The 26,108-nt window shown below is 44.2% G+C and carries 22 protein-coding genes; 11 read left to right on the forward strand and 11 right to left on the reverse strand.

The features are described from left to right. Nucleotides 1–114 precede the first annotated feature (114 nt). The 3 genes from R7H07_RS02165 to aroG form a co-directional block, all read right to left on the reverse strand. Complete coding sequence (locus R7H07_RS02165) at nt 115–1,677, reverse strand: methyl-accepting chemotaxis protein (protein WP_065275191.1); 1,563 nt, start codon at nt 1,675–1,677, stop codon at nt 115–117. Between the two features lie 209 nt (nt 1,678–1,886). Next, entirely contained in the window at nt 1,887–3,059 is a 1,173-nt protein-coding gene (locus tag R7H07_RS02170; RefSeq protein WP_025767923.1) for an MFS transporter, read from the reverse strand. 159 nt (nt 3,060–3,218) lie between these two features. Then, a complete protein-coding gene (aroG, locus tag R7H07_RS02175; RefSeq protein ID WP_017635200.1) occupies nt 3,219–4,271 on the reverse strand; it encodes a 3-deoxy-7-phosphoheptulonate synthase AroG in 1,053 nt (350 codons plus the stop codon). A gap of 459 nt (nt 4,272–4,730) precedes the next feature. On the opposite strand from aroG, the gene R7H07_RS02180 reads away from it, so the two are divergent. Continuing rightward, entirely contained in the window at nt 4,731–5,723 is a 993-nt protein-coding gene (locus R7H07_RS02180; protein WP_017635198.1) for an OmpA family protein, read from the forward strand. A gap of 88 nt (nt 5,724–5,811) precedes the next feature. Here the strand turns inward: R7H07_RS02180 and R7H07_RS02185 are convergent, their stop codons facing one another. After that, on the reverse strand, nt 5,812–6,414 hold the full coding sequence (locus tag R7H07_RS02185) for a beta-phosphoglucomutase family hydrolase (protein WP_017819896.1): 603 nt from the start codon (nt 6,412–6,414) through the stop codon (nt 5,812–5,814). 76 nt (nt 6,415–6,490) lie between these two features. On the opposite strand from R7H07_RS02185, the gene arfB reads away from it, so the two are divergent. Together arfB and R7H07_RS02195 are read left to right on the forward strand one after the other, a co-directional pair. Beyond that, nucleotides 6,491–6,904, forward strand: a complete 414-nt coding sequence (gene arfB / locus R7H07_RS02190; protein ID WP_065275189.1) for an alternative ribosome rescue aminoacyl-tRNA hydrolase ArfB — start codon at nt 6,491–6,493, stop codon at nt 6,902–6,904. Nucleotides 6,905–7,004: 100 nt separating this feature from the next. Beyond that, on the forward strand, nt 7,005–8,774 hold the full coding sequence (locus R7H07_RS02195) for a methyl-accepting chemotaxis protein (RefSeq protein WP_206958764.1): 1,770 nt from the start codon (nt 7,005–7,007) through the stop codon (nt 8,772–8,774). An 88-nt stretch (nt 8,775–8,862) separates the two neighbouring features. Here the strand turns inward: R7H07_RS02195 and vmeZ are convergent, their stop codons facing one another. Together vmeZ and vmeY are read right to left on the reverse strand one after the other, a co-directional pair. Further along, on the reverse strand, nt 8,863–12,015 hold the full coding sequence (vmeZ, locus tag R7H07_RS02200) for a multidrug efflux RND transporter permease subunit VmeZ (protein ID WP_005373507.1): 3,153 nt from the start codon (nt 12,013–12,015) through the stop codon (nt 8,863–8,865). 9 nt (nt 12,016–12,024) lie between these two features. After that, nucleotides 12,025–13,152: an efflux RND transporter periplasmic adaptor subunit gene (gene vmeY / locus R7H07_RS02205; RefSeq protein ID WP_206958762.1), complete on the reverse strand. Its 1,128-nt coding sequence runs from the start codon at nt 13,150–13,152 to the stop codon at nt 12,025–12,027. 419 nt (nt 13,153–13,571) lie between these two features. Here vmeY and R7H07_RS02210 point away from each other — a divergent pair, with 419 nt between their 5' ends. Continuing rightward, nucleotides 13,572–14,036, forward strand: a complete 465-nt coding sequence (locus R7H07_RS02210; protein ID WP_005373515.1) for a dCMP deaminase family protein — start codon at nt 13,572–13,574, stop codon at nt 14,034–14,036. Nucleotides 14,037–14,118: 82 nt separating this feature from the next. Here R7H07_RS02210 and pepT read toward each other — a convergent pair whose 3' ends face one another. Beyond that, nucleotides 14,119–15,348 carry a peptidase T gene (pepT, locus tag R7H07_RS02215; RefSeq protein ID WP_017819893.1) on the reverse strand — a complete coding sequence of 410 codons (1,230 nt, stop codon included), beginning with the start codon at nt 15,346–15,348 and terminating at the stop codon, nt 14,119–14,121. 170 nt (nt 15,349–15,518) lie between these two features. Beyond that, a complete protein-coding gene (locus R7H07_RS02220; RefSeq protein ID WP_017819892.1) occupies nt 15,519–16,382 on the reverse strand; it encodes a DUF6279 family lipoprotein in 864 nt (287 codons plus the stop codon). 261 nt (nt 16,383–16,643) lie between these two features. Here R7H07_RS02220 and R7H07_RS02225 point away from each other — a divergent pair, with 261 nt between their 5' ends. Next, nucleotides 16,644–16,817: a hypothetical protein gene (locus tag R7H07_RS02225; RefSeq protein ID WP_005373524.1), complete on the forward strand. Its 174-nt coding sequence runs from the start codon at nt 16,644–16,646 to the stop codon at nt 16,815–16,817. Nucleotides 16,818–16,908: 91 nt separating this feature from the next. On the opposite strand, the gene R7H07_RS02230 is transcribed toward R7H07_RS02225, so the two are convergent. Together R7H07_RS02230 and narQ are read right to left on the reverse strand one after the other, a co-directional pair. Continuing rightward, the gene (locus R7H07_RS02230; RefSeq protein WP_206959057.1) at nt 16,909–17,523 is read right to left on the reverse strand and encodes a response regulator; all 615 of its coding nucleotides are present in this window, start codon (nt 17,521–17,523) and stop codon (nt 16,909–16,911) included. 4 nt (nt 17,524–17,527) lie between these two features. Further along, nucleotides 17,528–19,264 carry a nitrate/nitrite two-component system sensor histidine kinase NarQ gene (gene narQ, locus R7H07_RS02235; RefSeq protein ID WP_206959056.1) on the reverse strand — a complete coding sequence of 579 codons (1,737 nt, stop codon included), beginning with the start codon at nt 19,262–19,264 and terminating at the stop codon, nt 17,528–17,530. Between the two features lie 247 nt (nt 19,265–19,511). Between narQ and napF the strand changes: the two genes are divergently transcribed. From napF to R7H07_RS02265, 6 genes are all read left to right on the forward strand, one after another. Beyond that, nucleotides 19,512–19,997, forward strand: a complete 486-nt coding sequence (napF, locus tag R7H07_RS02240) for a ferredoxin-type protein NapF (RefSeq protein WP_206958760.1) — start codon at nt 19,512–19,514, stop codon at nt 19,995–19,997. Between the two features lie 47 nt (nt 19,998–20,044). Then, nucleotides 20,045–20,353: a chaperone NapD gene (locus R7H07_RS02245; protein WP_005373535.1), complete on the forward strand. Its 309-nt coding sequence runs from the start codon at nt 20,045–20,047 to the stop codon at nt 20,351–20,353. Next, on the forward strand, nt 20,350–22,839 hold the full coding sequence (gene napA, locus R7H07_RS02250; protein ID WP_005389060.1) for a periplasmic nitrate reductase subunit alpha: 2,490 nt from the start codon (nt 20,350–20,352) through the stop codon (nt 22,837–22,839). Before R7H07_RS02245 ends, napA begins: the two co-directional genes overlap by 4 nt. A 78-nt stretch (nt 22,840–22,917) precedes the next feature. After that, on the forward strand, nt 22,918–23,373 hold the full coding sequence (locus R7H07_RS02255) for a nitrate reductase cytochrome c-type subunit (RefSeq protein ID WP_005389061.1): 456 nt from the start codon (nt 22,918–22,920) through the stop codon (nt 23,371–23,373). Between the two features lie 28 nt (nt 23,374–23,401). Next, nucleotides 23,402–23,980, forward strand: coding sequence for a NapC/NirT family cytochrome c (locus tag R7H07_RS02260; protein ID WP_005373542.1), 579 nt, complete (start codon nt 23,402–23,404; stop codon nt 23,978–23,980). 11 nt (nt 23,981–23,991) lie between these two features. After that, nucleotides 23,992–24,126: a TIGR02808 family protein gene (locus tag R7H07_RS02265; protein ID WP_005373546.1), complete on the forward strand. Its 135-nt coding sequence runs from the start codon at nt 23,992–23,994 to the stop codon at nt 24,124–24,126. Between the two features lie 169 nt (nt 24,127–24,295). Here R7H07_RS02265 and phaC read toward each other — a convergent pair whose 3' ends face one another. Next, nucleotides 24,296–26,071: a class I poly(R)-hydroxyalkanoic acid synthase gene (gene phaC, locus R7H07_RS02270; RefSeq protein WP_017819891.1), complete on the reverse strand. Its 1,776-nt coding sequence runs from the start codon at nt 26,069–26,071 to the stop codon at nt 24,296–24,298. Nucleotides 26,072–26,108 lie beyond the last annotated feature (37 nt).

Genomic DNA, 26,108 nt, shown 5'->3' on the forward strand with positions numbered 1-26,108 from the left:
CTATTGCGAATGTGAAAACTGAAAAGCCCCACCAGCAATGGCGGGGCTTTCTTTTATCTGGCTCCTATTCGTGTAAACGCAGCCAGGACATAAACATTACAACTTTCGTTACGACTATTTGTCTTCAAATCGAAGTGCGAGCTGATAGAAATCTTGTACTTGGTCTTTTAACTGCCGGCTGTTTTGTTCCACTGAATGTGTTGCTGCCAAGTTTTGTTCTGCGGTCGAAGCGATAGAATGAATGTGCTGGTTTACATCACTAGATAGCTTTAACTGGTTATTCGCCGCTTCTGCTACATCAACCATCAGCCCACTCATGGTTTGCATCATCTGTTCAACTTCAGACAAACGCAACGCGCTTTGTTCTGCTACTTGAGAACAGGCATCGGTTTGCTCTTTGTTTGCCAGAATATCTTTCTGCCAACTTTGAATCGTTGCCAACATAGTGGAGATAGAAGCTTGGATTTGTTCAGTTGCATTGGATGTACGCCCAGAAAGCGCGCGGACCTCATCAGCTACAACAGCAAAACCACGACCTTGCTCCCCTGCCCTTGCTGCTTCAATCGCCGCGTTAAGTGCCAGTAAATTGGTTTGCTCTGCGATCCCACCAATCTCTTCCATCAAATGGTTCACCTTCTGCGCCTGATCACTCAGTTGATACGTCGTTTCCGTCGCTTTTTCAGCTTGAAGGCTTAATTGCGCTAGATTGGTGTGCGTTTGATCAATGGTCTCCTTCGCCATCAAGCATGACTTCAATGTATCATCAATCAACATATGGGCATCATTGGTACTCGAAGAAACCGAATTTGCCGACAACTCCACCTCTTGGGTAGCATCTCGCACACGATGAATATCGGTATTTTGCTGATTTAATGCAGCCGAGACTTCTGCCGTTGTTTGACTGAGCTCTTCGGCGCAATGCTGCAAAGGCAATGCAGAGTCAGTCATTCTTCCTAACACGGTTCGAATTCTTGCGGATAGCATTTTGATATGGAAATCAGCAATCGAAAATGCCGTGTTACCGGAATAGATCAAGCGACTTACGCTGTCATATTGCTTTTGTAACTTTTTAAGTTGCTGAGGTGTATCAATTAACTCTTGGCGGAATAACAGAGCCAGAACACTTGCAGGTAACGCACTTGCAAGCCAAGCCAACGGCCCTTCAACAGACAACGCATATGCGGTTGCAGGTGCGGTTAGTGCACCAAGTAGAATCGCATAGCGAATGGTTTCATTGATTTTCAACGACCAAGTTCGGCCAGACTTCTCTGCAGCACGCATGCTTTTGTAGGCTTTTGTCGCAATATCAACCCACTCTCGCTTTGGTTTCACGCGCACTGATTGATACCCAACAACATGGTTGTCTTCGTAGATAGGGGTGACATAAGCATCAACCCAATAGTAACCGCCAGACTTAGTGGCATTCTTAACCATTCCACGCCAGGCTTTACCTTGTTTAAGGCGTGCCCACATGTCACCGAAAGCGGCTTTAGGCATATCATTATGACGAACTATATTGTGGTTCTGACCGACAAGTTCTTCGTGAGTGTATTCAGCAACGCGGCAAAAGGCTTCATTACAATATGTAATAACACCTTGTAAGTTCGTTGTTGAGACGAGTTCCTCAGACTCCCTCACGAGAGTTTCTTGAGCTTTATGAGAAATATTGGCTGACATAGACGAAACTTCTTTAGTTTTTATTGATTTTCGGCAAGATATATACAGGATTTTTATTTTTATTACAAAAAGTTAGATAAAAAGTCTTATCAAATCGACATTTTTATTGTGGGAATTCACATTATCGATAAAAACATAAAGAAGAGATTGTTGATTTGAGCTAATAAACAAACCCGACACGATCGGCCGGGTTATATATTAAGCCTTAATTAAGCGGTTTGTGATTCTGGCTTTTTATTCGTTTTTAACGCAAACATCGCGATAACGAGTAACACAAATGGAAGAACATACAAATTAAGATTCTGCCAACCTACGGTAGACTCAAGCCAACCAGATAGTAATGCGGTGATGGTGACACAACTGAACACGAAGAATTCATTAAACGCTTGAGCCTTGCTTCTGTTTTTCGCTTCATAGCTTTGACTAAACAGCCCGGTTGCTGCGATAAACATAAAGTTCCACCCTATTCCTAACAGGATTAAAGCAAGACTAAAATGCCAGATAGACACTCCATGTATATTAATTCCAATACAAGCAACAAATAGCAATCCACCCGCCAAAATCATATTCTTAGCGCCAAACCGCTCTATCAGACGGCCCGTGACAAACGCAGGTGCAAACATACCCAACACGTGCCATTCGATCACTCCCGCCGCTTTATCAAAATCAAAGCCACAACCAATCATCGCTAAAGGAGTTGCTGTCATTAAAATGTTCATCACCGCGTACGCAACCATTGCCGCGATAACGGCCAGCATGAAATTAGGTCGACGAATAATCAGTCTCAGCTTATCCGCCTTAGCGTGTAGCGCCTGCGTGTGTGCAGGTGGAAAACGAATGGTTTGTAGCACAACCAACGCGGTTATATAAAGCACGACAAGCACAGCAAATGCACTAATGTATAAGCCATCACCTGACCACTGCTGTGAGTACACCGCCAAATTAGGTCCAAGGATCGCCGCTAACACCCCACCCGCCATAGATATCGAAATCGCCCTATGCCTTGCCGACTCTTCACACACTTCAATGGCAGCAAACCTGTATAGAGTACCGAAACCTATACCAACACCAAGCAAAAACGTAGACATGCAGAACAGATAGAAGTTTTGTTGACTTAATGCATACGTCGCTAGACTAGCACCCAAAATGCCAATGACATTACCAAGGCTAAAACCAAGGCGACGCCCTAACTTGCCCATAATTAGCGACGCGGGAATTGTCGCGGCCATCAGTCCCAAAAACTGCAGTGCAACTGGTAATGTGATAAAACTTGATGACGGCGCAAGTGTTTTGCCAATAAGGGCAATAACAGATATGAGTAAAATATTCCCTGTCATTAATAAGGCTTGGCAGAGGGATAGAAGCCATACATTACGATTCAATTCCAAATTCCTTTTGGTTACAACGTATACAGATAACATATAGGAAAGCAGAAACAATAGAAAGATATGAGAGTAATTCTCAACAAAAAGAGCCAGAGGCATAGTACCTCTGGCTCTTCACTATTCACTTTTCGCTTTTAAAAAGTTTTTCTGTTGAGCTTACTTGTTGCGGCGCGCTTTTACTGCATCAGAAAGCTGACGAAGTACCGTTTCCGTATCTTCCCAACCAATACATGCATCAGTAATCGACTGACCATAAGTGGCTGCTTTGCCATCCACTAAGTCTTGGCGACCTTCAACTAAATGAGACTCGATCATCACACCAAAAATGGCTTCTTCGCCAGCAGAGATTTGTTCGGATACATCATCAGACACCAGCATTTGACGCTTGAACTGCTTCGAGCTGTTAGCATGGCTAAAATCAATCATCACTTTTTTCGGCAGACCTGCGGTGTCCAGCTCATCTTTAATTTGAGCTACATGTGCTGCACTGTAGTTTGGTTCTTTACCGCCACGTAGAATAATATGGCAGTCTGGATTACCAGCGGTTTCTACGATCGCGGAATGACCGTATTTTGTTACTGAAAGGAAGTGATGGGAAGCGCTTGCAGAACGAATCGCGTCGCTCGCTATTTTAATATTCCCGTCTGTACCGTTTTTGAAACCTACAGGACAAGAAAGACCAGAAGCTAGCTCGCGGTGAACCTGAGATTCTGTCGTACGAGCACCGATAGCGCCCCAACTGATCAAATCCGCCACGTACTGAGGTGTGATCATATCTAAGAATTCACTTGCCGTTGGCAAGCCCATATCGGTTAGATCAAGAAGAAGTTTACGTCCGATACGTAGACCATCATTTAGCTTATAGGTGTCATTTAAGTAAGGGTCATTGATAAGGCCTTTCCAACCAACGGTCGTACGCGGCTTTTCAAAATAAACTCGCATAACAACCTCAAGCTGCTCGCCCAGTTCATCACGTAATACTTTTAGCTTTTTACCGTACTCAACCGCGGCAGCCGGATCGTGAATAGAACACGGGCCAACGATCACGAGTAATCGATCGTCTTTTCCTTCAAGAATATTGTGAATGGCGTTACGGCAATCAAAAGTGGTCGAAGAAGCGGTTTCAGTCGCTGGGAACTTCTCTAATACTGCAACAGGTGGCAATAACTCTTTTACTCTATTTATTCTTACATCATCAGTTTGAAACATTACTTCTACTTCCTGGTTTTATTTCCGACCTCATTTTTACCAACTGAACTCATTGCAACATTGTTCACAAAGCGAGCAGCATCAAGGGCTGTGGTCATTTTCTGTCTAGCGTTTAAGTAACTTATCGGCTTAGGCGTAGACTTGCAATCAGTTTTTGCAAATAAATGCAAATAAAAACCACCTGTTAACCACCGCGCACAATGTAAAGTAAAGTTTACGAAAAAAAGTTCAAAATAATCATCAATTTTCTTATGCACCAAAAAATCTTTACTACAATGTAAGAAATATCAGAAGTTTGTGAGGTATTTTTGGGTAGTAAATGTTGATCAAGTTCAAATATATTGTTGCTTGATATGAAATGATTAGAATATTAAACTAATTTCTTATAAACGCTGGTTTTTTCTAATTTTTTGATAAAACGAAGTAGAAGTTAATATGCAATCAATACAAGGAAACATTATGAACAAAGTAGCAATTGCAGTAGCAGCAGTGGTAGCTGGTAGTAGCGCGCTTTTAAACTCTGCTCAAGCTGAAATGTACATCGGGGGCAAAGTGGGCATGACTACACTTGACGACGCTTGCTATCTAAATAGCCCTTGTGATGATGAAGCGTTCGGTGCAGGACTACATATCGGTTATGACTTTACCGATATCATTGGGCTAGAGTACGGCGTAGACTTCTTAGGCGACTACAAAGCTAACTCGATGTCAGGGGCTAACACGGTTAATACGATTGACGGCAATCTAACGGCTTTAACACTTGCACCTAAATTCAACTGGCACTTAAACGACTCTTGGAATCTGTTTGCTAAGATCGGTGGTGCTTACATGATGTCTGATGACGAAACAGACTTTGTCCCAACAGGTTCTTTGGGGGCTGAATACTCGATCGATAGAAACTGGAGTGTTCGCGCTGAATACCAACGCTACCAAGACATGTCTGACGACGTGTGGGACGACATGGATGCTAACTTCTTTGGTATCGGTGTTAACTACAAATTCGCAGCAGCTCCAGTTGTTGCAGCAGTTGTAACGGAAGAAGTGATCGAGCCAGATCCAGAACCAGTGATGATGAGCAAGGTGCACAAAGAAGAGTACGGTACAGGTACGTTTGAATTCGATAGTGCTAAGTTAACAGATTCCGTTTCTGAACGTCTGGACAACTTTGTTTCATTCTTGAACGAATATCCTCAAGCTCAAGTAGAGATTACTGGTTACACGGATAGCTCAGGCCCTGCGGCATACAACCAAAAACTGTCTGAGCGTCGTGCTCAATCTGTTGCTGATTACCTAACCGCAGCTGGCATTGGTTCAGATCGTTTGACAGTTAAAGGTATGGGTGAAGAAAACCCAGTTGCTGACAACAGCACTCGCGAAGGTCGTGAGAAAAACCGTCGCGTAGAAGTTGTGGTACCTTCATTTGAATACCAAGAGCTAGTTCAGCCTGAATAAGCATCTATGATTCATGATCGATGATGTGGTAAAAATTAATGGGGTGCATTTGCACCCCGTTTTGATCTCATATTAAGGGATATTGCCACTATGGTTTTGGGAAAAAGATCAACTCATTATCTTGCACCATAACGCAATCCATACCAGCTGCATGCGCCGCTCGCTTCCCCAGCTCAGTATCCTCGAACACAAGACACTGTGACGCCTCCAAGTCGAGTTGTTCCGCGGCCACCAAAAAGGTATCTGGAAAGGGTTTATGGTTCTCTACATCACTCGCGGTTACTACAACATCCAACTTGTCTAATAAACCTGCATGACTTAATAAGCGCATGGCACTTTCTCGTTGGCTGCCAGTCCCGACTGCAATTTTCTTATGGCCTAAATATTCCTCTAACACGATGTTCGTGCAAGGAATAACGTCACCATGAAGCTCCATAGCAGCGAATGTTTCCATTTTAAATGTCGCGACAGTTTTAGGATCTAACGAAAGCTCATGCACACGATTTAGTTCCTCAACAATTTTAAAGCTCGGCATCCCTCCCAAACTGTGAAACCATTCCTGGCAAAACGGAAAATCAAAACGCTCAGCAGTTGCTTGCCAAGCTGCCAAGTGGGCTGGCATGGTATCGATTAGAGTACCATCCATATCAAATATGAATCCCTCATAGGGTCTAAAATCAATCGTGCTCATGTCTTTTCTTCTATTTGTGCATCTGTAATGTTAATTTATCAGCTCTTTCAATCGTCCTTACCGGCATTTACTTATCATGCTCAAAATTTCGAACTCCGTCACAATTCAAGAGTGGGAAATTCAATTATCCCCAATTAGAGCTCAAGGAAATGGTGGCCAGAACGTTAACAAGGTAGCGTCCGCTATACACCTGCGCTTTGATATCCGGCATTCAAGCTTACCTGACTTTTACAAAGAGCGATTACTTGCACTTTCTGATAGTCGTATAAGTAAAGATGGCGTGATCATCATCAAAGCGCAACAATTTCGGACACAAGAACAAAATAAGGAAGACGCCCTAAATCGGCTTCAAGCATTGATAAAAGCTGCCGCTTTACAGGAGAAGAAGCGTATGAAAACGAAACCAACCCGCGCTTCTCAACGCCGACGACTTGATACAAAAAACAAGCACGGAGCGAAAAAACAGCAACGTAAAAAAGTGCTGTATTAGTGCATGTCGTTTTCTCGACATGTTAGTTGAACAACGTTTGCTAGCCCTTGGAAATCTCATTGGATTTCTCTTTTTAGTTACTTATTCAGGAAACAACAATATGACTATTAGGCAAAAACTCTACTTCCTCGGAGTTATCGCCATTTTAGGCATCGTGGCCCTTTTGGGTACGTCATCCCATTTTGAAAATAAGAGCAATGACCTTAATCACGCCATCAAACTCGTTGGTGATCTAGAAATACGCTTACTCAACTTACGCAGAAATGAAAAAGATTTCCTACTACGTAGTAATGACAAATATCTAAATAAGTTTGACGCCAATGTTGACAAGTTTATAGACACAGAAAAAGAGCTTGCGAATATACTCAAGAGTAATGAATTACCTTCCAGTCAACAATTTAAGCAAGACTTGCTCGCATACCAAAGGGGCTTTCAGAATCTGGTCAGCGCTTACCAACGATACGGGCTTGATTCAAAGAGTGGGCTTCTCGCTGGTTACGAACAAGCACTATTAGAAGCAAAACAACGTTCAGACCACCAGCAGTTATTGGCATTAGTCCGTTTTGACTCTGCGGTAAAAGCAGGACTATTCAATAGTGACTTGCTTGAGGGGCAATATGCTCCTGAGCTTATCAAAACAGGTAAGCAATTGGCGGCCCAAAAGCAAGTTGTTGGGGTTGCTTATGACAAAGGCCTACTCGGTGAAACTCGCGCATTATCTCATGCCGTAGAAGAGCAATTTGAAACCTTTTCCACAGCCCTTAGCTCTGCTGCCGCACAACGTGATGAACAAATGTCGACCATCAAGCAGGTCATTACAGCTCTGATCTTAGTCGTTATTTTCGCATTGATTTGGCAAATTTCACGTTCAATCAATACGCGAGTGAATAGCTTACTTGGCACCATTCGAAGTATCAGCGAAACGAACAACATGGGACTTCGATCTGATTTGAAAGGTCAAGACGAGCTATTTGATATCAGTCATCACCTCAATGACCTATTGGATAAGCTTGAGCATCTAATTAGTAGTACCCAAGAAAAATCGGCGCAACTCACTGCAAGTACCGATAATATGCATCGTGAGTTAGAAGGCGTTATGGAGCAATTCCACACTCAAACTGACCACACTGCATCAATGGCGACGGCAGTTCAGCAAATGGTTGCCACAATAGGTGAAATCTCTGAAAGCACATCAGTTGCGGTAGAAGGCGTTCATCAGGCAGCGAATAATGCCGAACAAGGTCGAGGAGTTGTTGAGGCGACGGTAACCAACATCGGTCAACTAACCACGATTTTATCAAACAGCCAGCAGCCGATTGGCTCGCTGAATCAGCATGTAGATAAAATTGGTGGTGCCGTGAACATCATCCAAGAGATTGCAGAGCAAACCAACCTACTAGCTCTCAACGCAGCAATTGAAGCCGCGCGAGCAGGCGAACAAGGCCGCGGGTTTGCAGTTGTTGCCGATGAAGTACGCGCCCTAGCTAGCCGAACTCATCAATCCACAGAGGAAATCACGCGGGTAGTTGCAGATATTCAAACTCAAATGTCTACAGTTGTTGCTGATATTGATCAATGTAACGATCAAGGGCAACAAACACTTAATGCTTCTGAAAAACTGGATTCTAGCCTACAGCAGATCATCACTGACATGCATTCAATTCAAGGTAATTCGGAGCGCATAGCTTCAGCAATTGAAGAACAAGGTATCGTTATGAACCAAGTTAGCGGTTCAATCACCGAGCTAAACGCAATATCTGAGAATAACATGCAATCCGCTCAGGAATGCTTGCATGAAGTGAACTCTGTCTCTGCTCAAGCTCATGATATGGATGAAGCCGTTGCACAATTCAAAACTGCGCTAAAATAACCCTTTTCAAAATAGAAAGCCCGAGGCAATCATTGCTTCGGGCTTTTTTCAATTGTCACTTCGTGCTTACCGCGCACTTCGGATGTGATTACTCATCATCAAGAGGAACCAGCTTGGTGTTGCCGCCATGAACTTTCTCACGCTGTCTTTGCACCAGAGCGTAGAAGCCTGGGATCAAGAATGTACCTGCTAGAAGCACACACAATAGACCACCAATCAGCGACACGCCGAGTGAGTTTTGACTCACGTGCCCCGCGCCAGCGGCAAAGATAAGCGGGAAGATACCTAGGATAAATGACCAAGATGTCATATTCACAGCGCGGAAACGTAACGTGCCTCCTTTAACCGCTGCACTATCGATATCAGCATCTTTTTCTTCACGCTCTTGCTTGGCGAACTCCACAATCAAAATTGCGTTTTTCGCCGCCAAGGCTATGAGCAAGACAAGACCAATTTGGGCATACAAGTTAAGCGGCGTGCCAGTTAGATTTAACGCAAGGAAGGAACCTAACGTGGCTACTGGGACCACCAAAATAATAGCCAGTGGAATACTCCAACTTTCATACTGAGCCACCATAAACAAGTAAATGAAGATCAAAGCCAGCGCAAACGCATAAATGGCTTGGTTGCCCGCAAGCACTTCCTGATAAGCCATACCTGTCCATTCATACGTGTATCCTTGTGGAAGAACTTCAGCAGCAACGCGTTCCATTGCGGCAATCGCATCACCACTAGAGTAACCCGGAGCTGGTTGGCCTTGAATGATAGCACTGCGGTACATGTTGTAACGCCATGCCACATCAGGCTCAAACACTTGCTCGTAGCTCACTAGCGTACTTAACGGGACCATATCACCGTTCGAAGAACGAACATGGAAACGCTCTAGATCTTCCATGCTGCTACGGTGCTGGCTATCAGCTTGCATGGTTACGCGGAAGTTCTTACCAAACATGGTGAAGTCATTCACATAAAGCGAACCTAAGTTGCCTTGCAAGGTTTGAAAAATAGACGACAGCGAAATACCTAATTGCTGCGCTTTCTCACGATCGATATCAACGTAGTAGTGCGGAACATTCGCGCGGAACGTGCTAAACGTGTAGGCAATTTCAGGCGCTTGGTTGGCCGCTTGGATCATTTCTCCCATGACCATCGACAAATCGGTACGACTTCGCCCTAGCGTGTCTTCAAGCACAAACTCAAAACCAGACGCAGCGCCCATACCAGGAACCGCTGGTGGTCCCATCGCAAAAACAACCGCTTGAGGTAACTCTGTCGCCGCTCGACCGTTAATACGTGCCGCGATAGCATTAGCAGAGTGCTCTCCTTGCAGCGAGTTACGAGTATCCCAATCATGCAATTTGATAAATACAGAAGCACCGTTTGATGCTGCTGCGCCTGTCATAAACGAGTAACCGTTCGCAACCGTCACACCATCCACACCAGGTTCTTCACCGATCATCTTCATTAAATCATTGGTGACTTCTTCAGTGCGTGATAAAGAGGCTGAATCTGGTAGCTGTACGTTAACCAGCAAAATGCCTTTATCTTCTTGAGGAACAAACGCTGTAGAGGTGGTTTTCGCAAAGAAAGTGACCGCTGCGATAGCAACTATAAAGAACGTCACGAGCAGTAAAGACTTCTTCACCAAGAAACCAGCGATCTGGCCATAACGCGTAGTGATGCGCTCTAAGCCTCGGTTGAAAGCCTGGAACCAGTTAGCGGTATTGCCCCCACCCTGCTTCAATACCAGAGAACAAAGTGCTGGAGACAGCGTCAATGCATTGATGGATGAAATCACAACCGAAATACAGATGGTCAAAGCGAACTGGCGATACATGATACCGGTGATACCTGGCAGCATGGCGACGGGTATGAATACCGCAAGTAGAACCAAGGTCGACGTGATGATTGGTCCCGTTACTTCTTTCATCGCTAGCAACGTCGCTTTACGCGGTGAAATGCTTGGGTCTTTCGCCATGGTAGTATCGACGTTTTCGATAACCAGAATCGCATCGTCCACCACGATACCAATCGCAAGGATCAAGCCAAACAAAGTAACCGTATTAATGGTGAAGCCCGTTGCCTGCATGATGGCAAACGTACCAATCAGAGAAACGGGGATCGCGACAACAGGAATCAACGTTGCACGCGCACTACCCAAGAACAAGTAAGTTACAGCAATCACCAATAGAATCGCTTCAATCAGTGTTTTTACTACCCCTTTGATCGATTCAGATACGAACACGGTTGTATCGTAGCTGGTCTCGTATTCCATTCCCTCTGGGAAGTTTTTGCTCAAGCCTTCAAGGAGCTCCATGACGGCCTGACCACTTTCTAACGCATTCGCATCCGATTGAAGAGACAACGCAACGATTGACGCGTCCTGGCCACGGAACTTACCGTTACCATCGTAGAACTTTTTGCCTAGTTCAACGCGAGCAACATCTTTCAGATAAACCGTAGAGCCATTGGGATTAGCTCGAAGGACTACGTTCTCAAACTCACTCACGCTTTCCAAGCGACCTTTGGTCACAAGGTTAAACTGAACTTCTTGCGGATTGTTGTATGGTGCTGCACCTACACGCCCTGCCGCAACTTGAACGTTCTGTTCAGCCAAAGCGGCGTATACGTCTGACGTGGTTAGCTTAAGGTTGGCCATTTTTTCAGGATCTAACCAAACACGCATTGCGTATTCGCCACCACCAATCACGTTAACTTCACTGATACCTTTCGCACGAGCCAACTGATCTTTTACATTCAAGTTAATGTAGTTAATCAAGAACTGATCATCGTATTTGCCATCAGGTGAATAGAAGTTAAGTACCATCAGCAAGTCAGGTGAACGCTTTTTCACCGTCACACCAACCATGCGAACTTCTTGAGGCAGTTTTGACTCAATCTGTGACACGCGGTTTTGCACGTTAACTTGCGCCATATCTGGATCGGTGCCAACATCGAACGTGACGTTTAGGCTGTAAGAGCCATCGTTCGCGCTCTTTGAAGACATGTATATCATATCCTCAACGCCGTTGACTGAGGTCTCTATGGGGTCCGCAATGGCCTGCTCGACAACTTCCGCACTCGCGCCAGTGTAGTAAGCCGAAACGCTTACTGATGGCGGGCTTATCTGTGGGTACTCAGCCACTGGCAAAATCGCCAGTGAGATCGCGCCGGCTAGCGTTAATATGATCGAAATAACCAGCGCGAATTTAGGTCTCTGAATAAAGAAACGACTTAACATAGTGCCCCCCTACTGCTTATCTTCAGCAGGTGCTTGAAGGCGCACTTCTACACCATTACGCACACGTTGTAGGCCTTGTGTAATAACCGTATCTTCCTGATCGAGCCCTTCTCGAATGATAATGCCTTGTTCAACCTGAGGGCCAAGCTCGACGTTACGACGCACTGCCACACTTCCCTCAGCCATCACCATCACAAAGTCACCTTCTAAGTCAGTCTGTACGGCACGTCGTGGGATAACAATAACGTCTTTCGTGTTCTTATCTCTCAAGTTCACTTTGATGTGTTGACCCGGAAGTAACTTCTGCTCTGGGTTTGGCACTAGCGCGCGCATAGCAATCGTACCCGTTTTGGTGTCAATACGATTACCTAAGAAATCAAGCTTACCAAGATGCTCAAAAAACTGTCCATTTTCCAGTTCAAGCTGAACTTCAACGCGGTTTGATTCAGCCGAGCCATCACCTTTTACTTGATCCATACCCATAGCTAAACGCTCACGCTCACTCACACTAAATGAGGTATGAACTGGATCTAAACTCACCAGAGTTGTCAGCACGCCAGATGATGGAGAAACCAGATCACCCGTACTCACTTTGGTATCACTAATACGTCCGCTAAAAGGTGCTCGGATTTGAGTATAGGAAAGGTTAACTTCAGCAAGTTTAAGTTGAGCATTTGCCGCTTCTAGCTCTGCTCTCGCACCAAGAAGTGCCGCAGTTAAAGCATCAAACTCAGATTGAGAGATACTACCGCGAGGCAACAAGTTTTTACCTCGAGTATGATCTAATTCGGCTTTTTTTAGCGCCGCTTTAGCTTGTGCAAGTGCGGCTTTAGCACTCGCGACTTGGGCTTCAAAAGAAGATGGCTCGATAGAGTAAAGGAGCTGCCCTTTTTCTACCATTTGCCCCTCTTCAAAGTGACGAGCTTTTAAGTAGCCAGAAATCTGCGCGGTAATATTGGTATCTTCTATTGCTTCAATGCGACCGATATAAGACTTGCTCGGTTGGTAGTCGATAACCGTGACATCCTGAGTCACTACGAGAGGCGCTTGACCTTTCGTTTGGGCATTATTAGCTTCCCCGCACCCAGCGAGGATTGCTGTAGCCGCCATTAGTGCGACAAGTGGTTTCTTTTGCATGTATTTACCGTCTTTATAGAACAGGATATTGTTGAATTCCTATCAACCTTACTCCTTGCTGCCACTGAAAACTTCACTGAAAAGCGCCCAAGGTGTTTCTAAATGTAAACATGAGAAACAAAAGGAAAATAAAGTAATTTAGTTAACAGTGGTATTCAATGAGCAATATACATACAACTCAATCATAACTATTTAATATACGCCTTAGGAGATCGCGAATTTTAGCGTGTGCTTGGAAACACTAACGGGAGTATTGTATTCGGGCGTAAAGTGAGATTCAGTGCTCAAGATAAGAACGTTTTGTGGCTAAAAAGGTAAAAAGTGACGCCTTCATACTCAAGACCCCGATTTTGACTATTTTTTTAATATAAATGGGTTATCATTCAATTAATTCAACGCCTTCGACAGAGAGGATGACTATGATTTCTAAATGGGCGAAACGCTTTTACCAGATGGCAGAACTAGTGGCGTCTTGGAGTAAGGACCCATCAACACAAGTCGGTGCCGTTATTACTAAACAGAATCGCATTGTATCTGTTGGATTTAATGGCTATCCGCATGGTGTTTCTGACAGTGTCGACACCGATGAGCGCGAGTTGAAATACCTTAAAACACTGCACGCGGAAGAGAACGCTATTTTGTTCTCAAAACGTGACTTAGACGGATGTGATATTTGGGTAACGCATTTTCCTTGCCCTAACTGCGCGGCAAAGATCATTCAAACAGGGATCTCACACGTACACTGCCCTGAGCAGTCTGAAGACTTTTTATCTCGCTGGGGAGATAAAATCCAAGTCAGTCAAGATATGTTCGATCAAGCGGGTGTGAAAGTCGACTGGTTACCACTAGAAGACATTGAAATTGAAGACAAAGACGTGCGCTAGTATTCCATCTTAATATTTAAATAGCCCAGGAAGATCTGGGCTATTTTGTTATTAAATCTGCAAGAGGTCTCGACGTAGTCTTTTAACTGTGTTTTTTCGCTGTGAGCTCAGCAATTTTGACAATAACGAGTACTGATTTTTCCATCATTTCAACAGAAATAAACTCATGAATTCCGTGGAAGTTAAAACCACCGGTGAAGATATTCGGGCACGGCAAACCCATAAAAGATAAACGAGCACCATCTGTACCACCACGAATAGGTTTTATAATCGGTTCCACATCACACGCTTCCATCGCTTGCTTTGCCAGCTCAATGATATGAGGGTAAGGCTCAACCATTTCTCTCATATTGTAATAGCTGTCTTTTATTTTTAGCTCTACAGAACCATGGCGTAAACCCGTGTTCATTTCATCGACGAGTTTCTGCATAAAGGCTTTTCGATCCTCAAGTCTTTGACGGTCAAAGTCTCTAATAATGTAACCTAGCTCGCTTCGTGCAACGCCCATTTCTGCCGATTTTAGATGGAAGAACCCTTCGTAACCTTCGGTTGTTTCCGGAGTTTGATCTTGGGGCATTTGAACTTGAAATTTCGCAGCCAAGTTCATCGCATTGACCATTTTGCCTTTTGCAGTACCTGGATGAACGCTAACACCATGAAAAATTACATCAGCGTTTGCTGCATTAAAGTTTTCGTATTCCAATTCACCTTGCGGGCCACCATCTATAGTGTATGCCCATTTCGCGCCAAATTTTTTAACATCAAACAAATCTGCACCACGACCGATTTCTTCATCCGGAGTAAAGCCGATACAAATGTCGCCGTGTGGAATGTCTGGGTTTTCCAGTAGCAGAGCTACCGCGGAAAGAATCTCTGCGATACCGGCTTTGTTATCCGCGCCAAGTAATGTAGTGCCATCGGTAGTAATAAGATTGTGGCCATGTAGGTGATGTAAATCTGGGTATTGCACGGGAGATAACACTTCATCCCCCAACCCTAATGCAATATCGCCACCCTGGTAATCTTCGATGAATTGCGGCTTTACGTTTTTGCCAGATGCATCCGGCGCGGTATCCATATGGGCAATGAAGCCGATAGGAGGAACCGCATAATCAACATTGGCTGGCAGTTTAGCCATCAAGTAGCCATTTTTATCCAAAGTCACGTCACTTAAGCCAAGTTCGAGCATCTCTTTTTTAAGTAACTCAGCAAACACAAGCTGGCCAGGTGAACTTGGGCAAAGCGTCACATGTGGATTGGATTGGGTATCAAACGTGACGTATCGAAGAAATCTTTCAACTAAATGTTTCATATTTATTCTCATTGTTTTGTACGATGAGGCCTTATCACGCATTGATAATCTGACGTTGCCTCATCAAACCTCACGCTATGTTACGCTCATAGCTCAATAAGAATTTGCTTTGAATCATTTTTTGATAAGAAAGGCTTTTGCGCTTTGCTTTCGCTCATTGAAGCATGAATTTAATCTAAAAGTTCCTCAGCCAGTACTCGCCACTCTTTAACCTTTTCACGAAAATGACGCCATTGCTTATCGGTCATCGAACGAGAAACATCTAATGTCAGTTGATCAACCAATGCAAAGTTAGAGTCAATATTCAGAGAAAGCTGCTCACTATAATAACTCTCTGGTTCGAACAAGAGTCGCATAAATATATCTTGATAAGTCACAACATTAGATTTGTTGTCGAACAAGTATTCGAGCTCTTGATATACCGTGGCTCGATAATCTCTCCATAAAGGGCTGTTTAAAATAACTTGCTGAGAAAATGTTTGAGCTAATTGACGCTGATTTCCTGATAGATTCCCTAGCCATTCTTCCATCCACTCTTCAGTGTTATCCAGAATAATTTCACGCACTTCGTCTTCTGTCTTATCGGCATATTTTGCGTTTCGCTCTTGATAATGTTCTTGTACATTACTCAAAAACTCGCGTTCTTGATCTTTCGTTAATTGCAAACTTAACGCAAAAAGATCTGGTGCTGCTTTGCTGACCACTCTATCGTAATGCGCTCGCATTCTATCTCGATTTTGTTGCAAGTAATTTAAGGTGATATCGCTCGCTTTTAATCTCTCAAGGTCTTTTAAATGTTCGATATATATTGGTAACTCCTCTTTCTTGTGCCAGTCTGCCAACAATAATAAGCGCTCTTCCACCAGGACTTCTTGTTCCCCTTGCAACGAGACATAGTCCTCTAAGTAATCGAGCACGAACCAATCGATATTGCTGTATAAAAACTTTTTCGCACAACCGGCAAGCAGAAATACGAAACAAAATAGAAGGCCATAACGAAGCGCCTTATTAGATACATCCTTTAATTTAGTCACTTATTCGTATTCCCTTTTCTGTTGATTAAGTTCTATACTCAACCTGTATCACTTAGTATTGCGGCAAACTTACACCAGTGTGACAAATATTGATTGCCACCTTAATAATATATAGAGTTTGAAATTAACTTTTTGATCACAGCTATCCGCAAAAAAGTGAGTTAGAGCGCAATTATCGGCTAAAAAACGTACCGAACGACGCTCCCTATAACGGCATATAATTTGCATGGATGTTTTTTGGATGGTTTATGGAGGCGAAGTATGGCAGCCGCTGAGCAACTTGATACCAGTGTAGAATATGAGATTCGATATTTTGAACAGGGGAAAATGCACTGCATGAGAGTCATTGCTGAAAGCAAAAAAGTGGCTTATCAGTACTATTTGGAGTGTGGTAAGCACAACAGTGACTTGTACTCTATTCGCCCAGACAAGTAAAAAAAACCGCCTAACAGGCGGTTTTTTTATTTGTCAGAATAAATATAACTGTTTGATTTTATTTATTATTACAGATTCAAATCCAACAATGTTATTTGATGTCGCCAAAGCGCTCAAGATAAAGGACGGTTGCTGCAGTACGAGAAGGAACTTGAAGCTTTTTAAGTAAACTCTTCATATGTACTTTAACCGTAGACTCAGAGATAAAAAGACGATCGGCAATTTGCTTGTTGCGGAAACCTCTTGCCACCTCTCTTAAGATCTGCGATTCACGATCGGTCAGTGTATCAAACACGTCCTCTTGCTCTGAACGTTCACTCAAATACTTAGAAACTTCTTGGCTGTATGCCTTGTCCCCTTGATGCGCTTGTTTTAGCAACTCAACCAACTCATCAGGCTCAGTGTCTTTCAATAAATAGCCATCGGCACCACTTCGAACTATTGCTTCTATATCTGCTGGGCTATCCGAAACGGTTAGAATGACAATTCTGGCTTCACAGCCATCTGCACGCAGTGCTTGCAAAGTATCAAGGCCAGACATGCCTTTCATATTAAGATCAAGAAGTACAAGATCCAGTTCCAGCTCATGCGCTTTCGCTACTGCATCCGCGCCATTACTTGCTTCTGCAGTGACCTCAAACTCTGGCTCAAAGCTTAAAAGCTGGTGGATACCTCTTCGCATGAGTGGATGATCATCCACCAGCATTACTTTACACACTGTCACTGTTTACTTCCTTACTATGTTGGAATTCTAATTTTACGGTACAACCTTTGTTTATCGATGCTTCGATGTGCAGATCGGCATGCAGTCTAGTGGCCCGCTCTTGCATGATACTCATACCGTAATGATTTAATTTTTCGTCTTGATGTTCAAAGCCTATTCCATCGTCGCTAACGGTTACTGTGACTTTTCCATCATTATCGAGACATTGAATGTGAATATTATCTGCTTGCGCATGTTTGATAGCATTAATTGCCGCTTCTCTTATCAACTGTAGTAAATGAACCTGCTGATGTGCATCCAGTTCAGTTGATGAAAGTCTATTTTTTAGCGTAATGTCCGCAGCAGTTTGTTCACTGAGCGTTTCAACCATGTCTTGCAATGCTTGGCCAAAACTGCCCTCTTTAATCGTAAGACGAAACGTCGTCAGTAACTCGCGTAACTGCGTATACGCGGCAGATAAGCCCGTATCTAGCTCAGCAATAACTTGATTAGCCTGCGCGATCGCCTTTTCGTCAGGCAAGTTCTTTACGCTTCTCTTCAACAAAGCGACCTGAATTTTTAAGTAAGAGAGTGCTTGAGCCAATGAATCATGCAACTCCCGAGCAATAGTGGCTCGCTCTTCCATCAGCAGAATTTGTTCTGCTTGGCGCTGCGCCCGATTGTAATACACAGCGCGTGATAAAATCTGCACGAAGTTGTCAATAAGAGCCTCGTTCGGACAAGGTAACCCTGCTTTCCAATATAAATAGCCCAAGTGCTCACCATCTAGCATCAGGGCTTTACCGTGGCAATCTTCATCACAATCTTGGCAGCATTCTTCTCCTTCCATCAATATCCAGCTCGGTTCTCCCAGCTGCTCGATTTCAAGTTTGACCGCTTTAATGCCCTCAAGACTGACGATATGCTGCAAAATCGCCTGGAAATTGTCTTGATTAATACGCGACGCCGTGAGTTCTTTTGACGAGTCATACAGCACCTCTAAAGACTGGTTGGCATGCTGCAATTTACGTGTTTTCTCATCAACCGCTTGTTCTAATCCTCGGTACAACTTACCAAGGTCTGTCGCCATCCGATTAAAGGTTCGAGTCAGTATTCCCATTTCATTATCGCTGGATACATTGAGCGATATATTAAATGAGCGATTTTTAATTTGCTCGCTAGCAAAAACTAAAGCACGCAGAGGCCGAACAACTTCGAGGCGCACAAAATGAACGACAAACATACTGACACAAAGAATGCCACCCAACCCTAACCCACCAATCCAGGCTAAGTTAATCAGTTTTTGCTCCGAAAAGCTCTGCAGCTTAAATACAAACTCATCGATTTGTTCAACAAAACCGGCCACTAGGAGTTGATATTCTGCCGGGTTGTCTCCTCTCAGCACCGCCTTGAGTTCATGCCATCTGATAATAAGACGGTAGTAATCGTGAGTGATGTCTTCTGGCACAGACCAATGCTGAAGCGCTTTCATTGAAGGTGAATATATCGAATGTTCAAATGCGTCAATATGTGAAGAATAGTCAACAGATTTAACCTGAATATCATTCGCCAGACGGTAGCTTTGCATTCGCATCGAGCCAGCAACATTGACGGCTTCAGCATCGTTCAAACTGGACGCTAACGTAAAAATAGCAAAACCAGTCGTAGCGACTGAGAGCAGCAAAATAAGAAGCATCGCGGACGCAATCGTGCGCGTCACTGACTTTTTCACATTTTTAAACAATCTGAGTTCCTCGCCCATTAACAATCCTATTTGTACGTGCAATGAACCCATTACCTTTCAACTTTATCAATATGTGATCACCTGCGACGGAATTTATTGATCCAAAACAATATTGCATACCATTTACCCCCTAAGAGGTATTTATACAAATATGTCAAAAACTACAATTTCGTTAGTTTAAATGACAGTTTATTAATGAAAATTGTGGACTATGCTTAGTTTGGGTTCCAAGTTTCGAGGTGACTAAGTGGTAGACCTTTCCAGAAGAAGACTCTTTGCAAGAAAAGCGCACCCCGACAACGCCGTACGTTTGCCTTGGTTAACTAAACCGCAACAGTTTACGGACGATTGCACTCGCTGCGGTAAATGCATTGAGGCCTGTGAAACAAAGATTATAACCAAAAGTGATGGCGGATTCCCCTCGGTCGATTTTTCCATCGATGAATGCACATTTTGCTATCAATGTGCAAACGCCTGTCCTGAGCCCCTTTTCTTGCCAGAAACAGAACAACCTTGGCAAGCAAAAGCAAGTATCAACGATAACTGCTTAGTAAAACAAAATGTCGAATGCCGAAGCTGTGGGGATATGTGCGACCCGATGGCAATTCAGTTCAAATTAGAACTGGGGAAAGTAGCACAACCCAATTTAGACCTTGATGAGTGTAACGGCTGCGGCGCCTGTGTTTCAGTGTGCCCGACTTCATCCATCAATGTGAGCAATACAACAGCCTAAGCCGAATGTCGTCGGCCAAAGGCAATAAAAATAAATGAGAGAGCTATATGTCACTAAATGAAGTGCATATTTCAAGTTTGGTAGTACATGTGCTGCCGGAACATTTGGACGAAATCAAACAAAAGATAGAAGCACACGAAAATGCGGAAATCTATGGTGACAGTCCTGAAGGCAAGATTATCGTCGTACTTGAAACTGAGAACCAAGGTTTCATCACAGACACTATCGATGCCATTAACAATTTACCGAACGTCTTAAGCACGGTATTGGTTTATCACCAAATCGAAACTGGGCTTGAAGAAACGGATGAAGAAGACACTGGAACACAACATTCCCAAATCGAGGGTGAAGTATGAAAATGACAAGACGTGCGTTTGTGAAAGCAAACGCGGCTGCATCAGCTGCTGCTGTCGCAGGTGTGACACTACCAGCATCTGCAGCCAACCTGATTGCAAGCTCTGATCAAACCAAAATCACATGGGACAAAGCACCTTGTCGTTTCTGTGGTACAGGCTGTTCTGTTCTTGTTGGCACTCAAAACGGCAAAGTGGTAGCAACACAGGGTGACCCAGAAGCACCAGTAAACAAAGGTCTGAACTGCATCAAAGGTTACTTCCTTTCTAAGATCATGTACGGTCAAGACCGTCTAACTCAACCGATGCTACGAATGAAAGATGGCAAATTCCACAAAGATGGTGAATTTACACCTATCTCTTGGGATGACGCTTTCGACATCATGGCTGAGAAATGGAAAGCTTCCCTCGAGAAAAAAGGCCCAACAAGCGTAGGTATGTTTGGCTCAGGCCAATGGACAGTAATGGAAGGCTACGCTGCATCAAAGTTAATGAAAGCAGGCTTCCGATCAAACAACATTGATCCAAACGCTCGTCACTGTATGGCTTCTGCCGTTGTAGGTTTCATGCGCGCATTCGGTATCGATGAGCCAATGGGTTGTTACGATGACTTTGAGAACGCAGACGCTTTCGTTCTTTGGGGCTCAAACATGGCAGAGATGCACCCGGTTCTATGGACTCGCATTACTGACCGCCGCCTAAGCCACCCTCACGTTAAAGTGAACGTGCTTTCTACTTACTACCATCGTTCATTTGAGTTGGCAGACCACGGCTACATTTTCAATCCTCAGTCTGACCTTGCAATTGCTAACTTCATCGCAAACTACATCATCGAAAACGATGCAGTAAACTGGGACTTCGTGAACAAACACACGAACTTCACTCAAGCAGACACTGACATCGGCTACGGTCTACGTGACGATGATCCGCTACAAAAAGCAGCGAAGAACCCGAACTCTGGCAAACTCACTTCTATCTCATTCGAAGAGTACAAGAAATCAGTAGCGCCATACACGGTAGAGAAAGCATCTGAAATCTCTGGTGTTGAGAAAGAGAAGCTTATCGAGCTTGCGAAGCAATACGCTGATCCAAACACGAAAGTAATGTCTCTATGGACGATGGGTATGAACCAGCATACTCGTGGTGTATGGATGAATAACTTGGTTTACAACATCCACCTACTAACCGGTAAGATCTCGACTCCGGGGAACAGCCCATTCTCACTAACGGGCCAACCATCAGCATGTGGTACCGCTCGTGAGGTTGGTACGTTTGCTCACCGCCTACCAGCGGACATGGTGGTTGCTAACCCTAAACACCGTAAGATTGCAGAAGACATCTGGAAACTGCCAGAAGGTACGATTCCACCAAAACCTGGCTTCCACGCCGTATTGCAAGACCGTATGCTGAATGACGGCGTTCTGAACTGTTACTGGGTTCAATGTAACAACAACATGCAAGCCGGTCCAAACATCAACACAGAACGTCTTCCAGGTTACCGCAACCCAGAAAACTTCATCGTTGTGTCTGACCCATACCCGACAGCAACAGCACAAGCAGCAGACCTTATTCTTCCTACCGCAATGTGGATTGAAAAAGAAGGTGCTTACGGTAACGCAGAGCGTCGTACCCAAGCTTGGTACCAACAAGTGGGCACAGTCGGTCAAGCAAAATCGGACCTTTGGCAACTAATGGAGTTCTCGAAACGCTTCAAAATGGAAGAAGTATGGCCTGAAGAGCTTCTAGCGAAAGCGCCTCAATACCGTGGTAAAACAATGTACGACGTACTTTACCGCAATGGTAACGTCGACAAATTCCCTATCGAAGAAGCTCGTGAACTGAATGACGATGCTCACCACTTCGGTTTCTATGTTCAAAAAGGTCTGTTTGAGGAATACGCAACATTTGGCCGTGGTCACGGGCATGATTTGGCTCCATACGACCGCTACCACCAAGTACGTGGTCTACGTTGGCCTGTTGTTGATGGTAAGGAAACACAGTGGCGCTTTAAAGAAGGTTCAGACCCATACGCGAAAGAAGGCTCTGGTTGGGACTTCTACGGCAATGCTGACGGCAAAGCGAAAATCATTTCCGCGCCATACGAAGCGCCACCAGAAGTACCGAACGATGAATTTGATATGTGGTTATGTACTGGTCGTGTTCTTGAACATTGGCACACAGGCACCATGACTCGTCGTGTACCTGAATTATACAAAGCAGTACCAGACGCAGTGTGTTACATGCACCCAGAAGACGCAAAAGCACGCAATGTTCGTCGTGGTGAAGAAGTACTCATGGCAAACAAACGCGGTGAAGTACGCGTTCGTGTTGAAACTCGCGGTCGTAACCGTCCGCCAAAAGGTTTGGTATTCGTACCGTTCTTTGATGCACGTATTTTGATTAACAAGCTTATCCTAGATGCGACTGATCCACTGTCTAAACAGACAGACTTTAAGAAGTGCCCAGTCAAAATCACTAAGATTGCTTAACCTTCAGATACTGAATGCTACGGCCGTCATTATGGCGGCCTAATAAAGAATTTAAGCCATAAAGGCGGAGATGAAATGATGAAAAAATTACTTGTCGCAGTTTTATCTGTAGGTGCGTTAGTGACAGGCATTGCGCAAGCTGAGTTGGATAATCCAGGTGGTATTGGAGGTCTAGAATCTTTACGTGGAATGTCTCAATTGGAAGATACGCGTCCAGCAGACGAGTTCAAAGACTTCCCTAAAGATCAAATTGTTGAAGACAGCTATGTTTATCAACCACCGTTGATCCCACACAGCATTCGTCACTACGAAATTTCGTTAAATGCTAACAAGTGTCTTGCATGCCATAGCTGGAAAAATGCAAAAGAGTCAGGTGCGACTAAAATTAGCGTAACGCACTATGTAAACAGAGAAGATGCGGTACTGGCAGATATGTCTCCTCGTCGTTACTTCTGTTTGCAATGTCACGTTCCACAAACGGATGCAAAACCACTAGTGGAAAACGAGTTTAAGGCAGTCGATTCGCTTCAGTAATTGAAACGCGAGTACTAAGAGGTTACTTATGAAAATACTTAAAGCGTTTTGGAAGAGACTGTCGAGCCCGAGTAAAGCTGCCGCTGGTGTGGTTTTATTTCTAGGCTTCGCTGGTGGCCTTCTATTTTGGGGCGCATTCAACACAGGTATGGAAGCAACCAACACAGAAGAATTCTGTTCTGGCTGTCACGCGCCGATCGTTGCTGAAATTCAAGAAACAATTCACTACTCCAACCGATCTGGTGTTCGTGCGATTTGTTCAGACTGTCACGTTCCTCATGAATGGACGGATAAGATCGTTCGTAAAGTACAGGCATCTAAAGAGCTATTTGCACACTTCGTAACGAAGACGATCGATACGCCAGAGAAGTTCCAAGAGCGTCGTGGACACCTCGCAGAGCGAGAGTGGGCACGTATGAAGAAGAATGACTCTCTTGAATGTCGTAACTGTCATGAGTTTGATTTCATGGATTACTCTCAGCAAGGATCACGTGCGGCAGAACAACACTCCACCGCTCTCGCTTCAGGCGAGAAAACATGTGTAGACTGTCACAAAGGTATTGCGCACAAACTACCAGACATGAGCGGCGTTGAAGGCTGGCACTAAGGAGACTTACCATGAGTACATTAGAATCTGTAATTTGGCATATCCTTGGCTACAGTGCTATGCCAGTGATTATTCTTTCCGGCTTTGTGGCGGTAGCAGCAATCTCTCTCTGGCTGCTGTCATTTGGTAAGGATAAAGAGGTGTAACGTAACGCATCTCTACTCGTCAACTAGCCTATTTGTTGACACTGAGCGCCGAGCAAATGCTCGGCGCTTTTTATTTATTACTCAATGGTACTTGCCAACAATAAACAAGCAATCATACATAAAAAAGCGACCATAAAGGCCGCTAAGATTTACTGCTATAGGGAGTTGTTTAAGATTCTTTTACTGGCAGAACCTGTTTGACGTATTGTCCTGGCGCCTCATCAATAACCGGATGGTTTTCTGAGCCAATAGGGAAAGGCTCAACTTGCTCTTTAGGGTTGAATTGGAGTAACCACTCGTTCCAGTGTGTCCACCACGATCCCTCTTTGTGTTCCGCGTTATTCAACCACTCATCAGCAGAGTCATCCAAATTATCGTTCAACCAATAACCATACTTATTTTTAGCTGGAGGGTTCACGATGCCCGCAATATGACCAGACTCACCGAGGACAAACGTTTTGTTACCACCCGTGTTCAGCGCACCACGGTAAGTTCCCTGCCATAACGCAATGTGGTCTTCTTTCGTTGACACAAAATAGCTAGGAATTTTGATCTTATTTAGATCAATCCATACTCCACCAATTTTGACGCCTTTATCTTGCACCAGCTTGTTCTCTAAATAGAGCTCGCGAAGCAAGAAATTGTGAGATGCAGCGCTGACGTTGGTGCTATCGCTATTCCAGTACAACAAGTCGAAATCAACCGGACTGTTACCCTTCAAGTAATTGTCGACGTAGTAGTTCCAGTACAAGCTGTTTTCACGCAGTAAACTAAACGTCACGCTTAAGGAACGGCCGTCCATATACCCTTTTGCGTTATTTTGCGCTTCAATTGCACTAACAATGGTGTCATTGATATACGCGCCGACTTCACCTGGTTGAGAGAAGTCGAGCAACGTGGTGAAGAAAGTGGCAGACTTGATGCGCTTCTTCATACGTTTTGCAGCGTAGTAGGCAACCGTGCTTGCTAAAACAGTACCACCGATACAATAACCAGCAGCATTGATTTGCTCTTGTCCTGTTATATCTTCAATTGCAGCGACGGCTTTCACTACGCCTTCTGTCACGTAGTCACCAAACTCTATGTGCGCTTGTGCCTTGCCTGGATTGCGCCAAGACATCATAAATACACTATGCCCCTGCTCTAACAACCATCGAACCATTGAGTTCTTTGCTGTTAAATCAAGGATGTAGTATTTATTGATGAAAGGTGGGACGATGAGCAGCGGCGTCGCATTCACTTTCTCTGTTAGAGGTCGATATTGAATCAACTCAAACAATTCGTTTTGAAAAACCACATTGCCCTGTGTCGTCGCAACGTCATCGCCCACGCGGAATGCATTGTTATTCGTCATACGAATTTTTAAAATGTCTGCGCTCGACTCAACGTCTTCTTTCAACTGCTCTAAGCCTGCCAGTAAGTTTTGACCGTTTTGCTCAAGTGTCAGCTTCAAAAGCTCTGGGTTAGTGGCGATGAAGTTGGAAGGAGAAAGGGCGTTAATGGCTTGGCGAGAGAAAAAAATAATACGTTCTTTCGTCTTTTCATCTAAGCCTTCCAAAGACTCGATGGTGTCCAGATAGGTCTTACTAAATAAAAGGTAGGATTGTTTGATGAAGCTATACATGGCTTCATTTTGCCACGCTTCGTTTGAGAAACGCTTATCCCCTTTTTCAGCTTCGACGATTTGTGCTTGGTTCCCTGCCAATGCAACATTCTGCCAAATTTGCAGCTGCTGTTCCCACCACTGTGCTTGCAGCTTTAAAATCGCAGCAGGCTGATTCGCAGCTTGTTCGAACAGTTTGGCAGTATCCTCAAAGTTCACTTCTTGCATGGCCTTGTTTAAAGGAGAGTTCACGACTGCCTTGTTCACTTCGAAATCATGCCACCACTGATGATTGGTTTCCTGAAGCTTCACAAGATAGTCCGAAAAGAAGTGTTGAAACATAGTCTTACTCCTATATTCGGAAAAAACAACGCCGCCC

This window comes from Vibrio sp. Vb1127 (genome assembly GCF_033338735.1).
Classification (GTDB): Bacteria; Pseudomonadota; Gammaproteobacteria; order Enterobacterales; family Vibrionaceae; genus Vibrio; species Vibrio alginolyticus.

Coding starts and splice junctions, on each gene's coding strand:
- aroG (WP_017635200.1), bottom strand. CDS start 4,271: ATGTTTCAAACTGATGATGTAAGAATAAATAGAGTAAAAGAGTTATTG.
- R7H07_RS02260 (WP_005373542.1), top strand. CDS start 23,402: ATGAAAATACTTAAAGCGTTTTGGAAGAGACTGTCGAGCCCGAGTAAA.
- R7H07_RS02180 (WP_017635198.1), top strand. CDS start 4,731: ATGAACAAAGTAGCAATTGCAGTAGCAGCAGTGGTAGCTGGTAGTAGC.
- R7H07_RS02195 (WP_206958764.1), top strand. CDS start 7,005: ATGACTATTAGGCAAAAACTCTACTTCCTCGGAGTTATCGCCATTTTA.
- vmeY (WP_206958762.1), bottom strand. CDS start 13,152: ATGCAAAAGAAACCACTTGTCGCACTAATGGCGGCTACAGCAATCCTC.
- R7H07_RS02185 (WP_017819896.1), bottom strand. CDS start 6,414: ATGAGCACGATTGATTTTAGACCCTATGAGGGATTCATATTTGATATG.
- arfB (WP_065275189.1), top strand. CDS start 6,491: ATGCTCAAAATTTCGAACTCCGTCACAATTCAAGAGTGGGAAATTCAA.
- vmeZ (WP_005373507.1), bottom strand. CDS start 12,015: ATGTTAAGTCGTTTCTTTATTCAGAGACCTAAATTCGCGCTGGTTATT.
- R7H07_RS02165 (WP_065275191.1), bottom strand. CDS start 1,677: ATGTCAGCCAATATTTCTCATAAAGCTCAAGAAACTCTCGTGAGGGAG.
- R7H07_RS02230 (WP_206959057.1), bottom strand. CDS start 17,523: ATGCTGGTGGATGATCATCCACTCATGCGAAGAGGTATCCACCAGCTT.
- R7H07_RS02225 (WP_005373524.1), top strand. CDS start 16,644: ATGGCAGCCGCTGAGCAACTTGATACCAGTGTAGAATATGAGATTCGA.
- phaC (WP_017819891.1), bottom strand. CDS start 26,071: ATGTTTCAACACTTCTTTTCGGACTATCTTGTGAAGCTTCAGGAAACC.
- R7H07_RS02265 (WP_005373546.1), top strand. CDS start 23,992: ATGAGTACATTAGAATCTGTAATTTGGCATATCCTTGGCTACAGTGCT.
- pepT (WP_017819893.1), bottom strand. CDS start 15,348: ATGAAACATTTAGTTGAAAGATTTCTTCGATACGTCACGTTTGATACC.
- napA (WP_005389060.1), top strand. CDS start 20,350: ATGAAAATGACAAGACGTGCGTTTGTGAAAGCAAACGCGGCTGCATCA.
- R7H07_RS02255 (WP_005389061.1), top strand. CDS start 22,918: ATGAAAAAATTACTTGTCGCAGTTTTATCTGTAGGTGCGTTAGTGACA.
- R7H07_RS02245 (WP_005373535.1), top strand. CDS start 20,045: ATGTCACTAAATGAAGTGCATATTTCAAGTTTGGTAGTACATGTGCTG.
- R7H07_RS02210 (WP_005373515.1), top strand. CDS start 13,572: ATGATTTCTAAATGGGCGAAACGCTTTTACCAGATGGCAGAACTAGTG.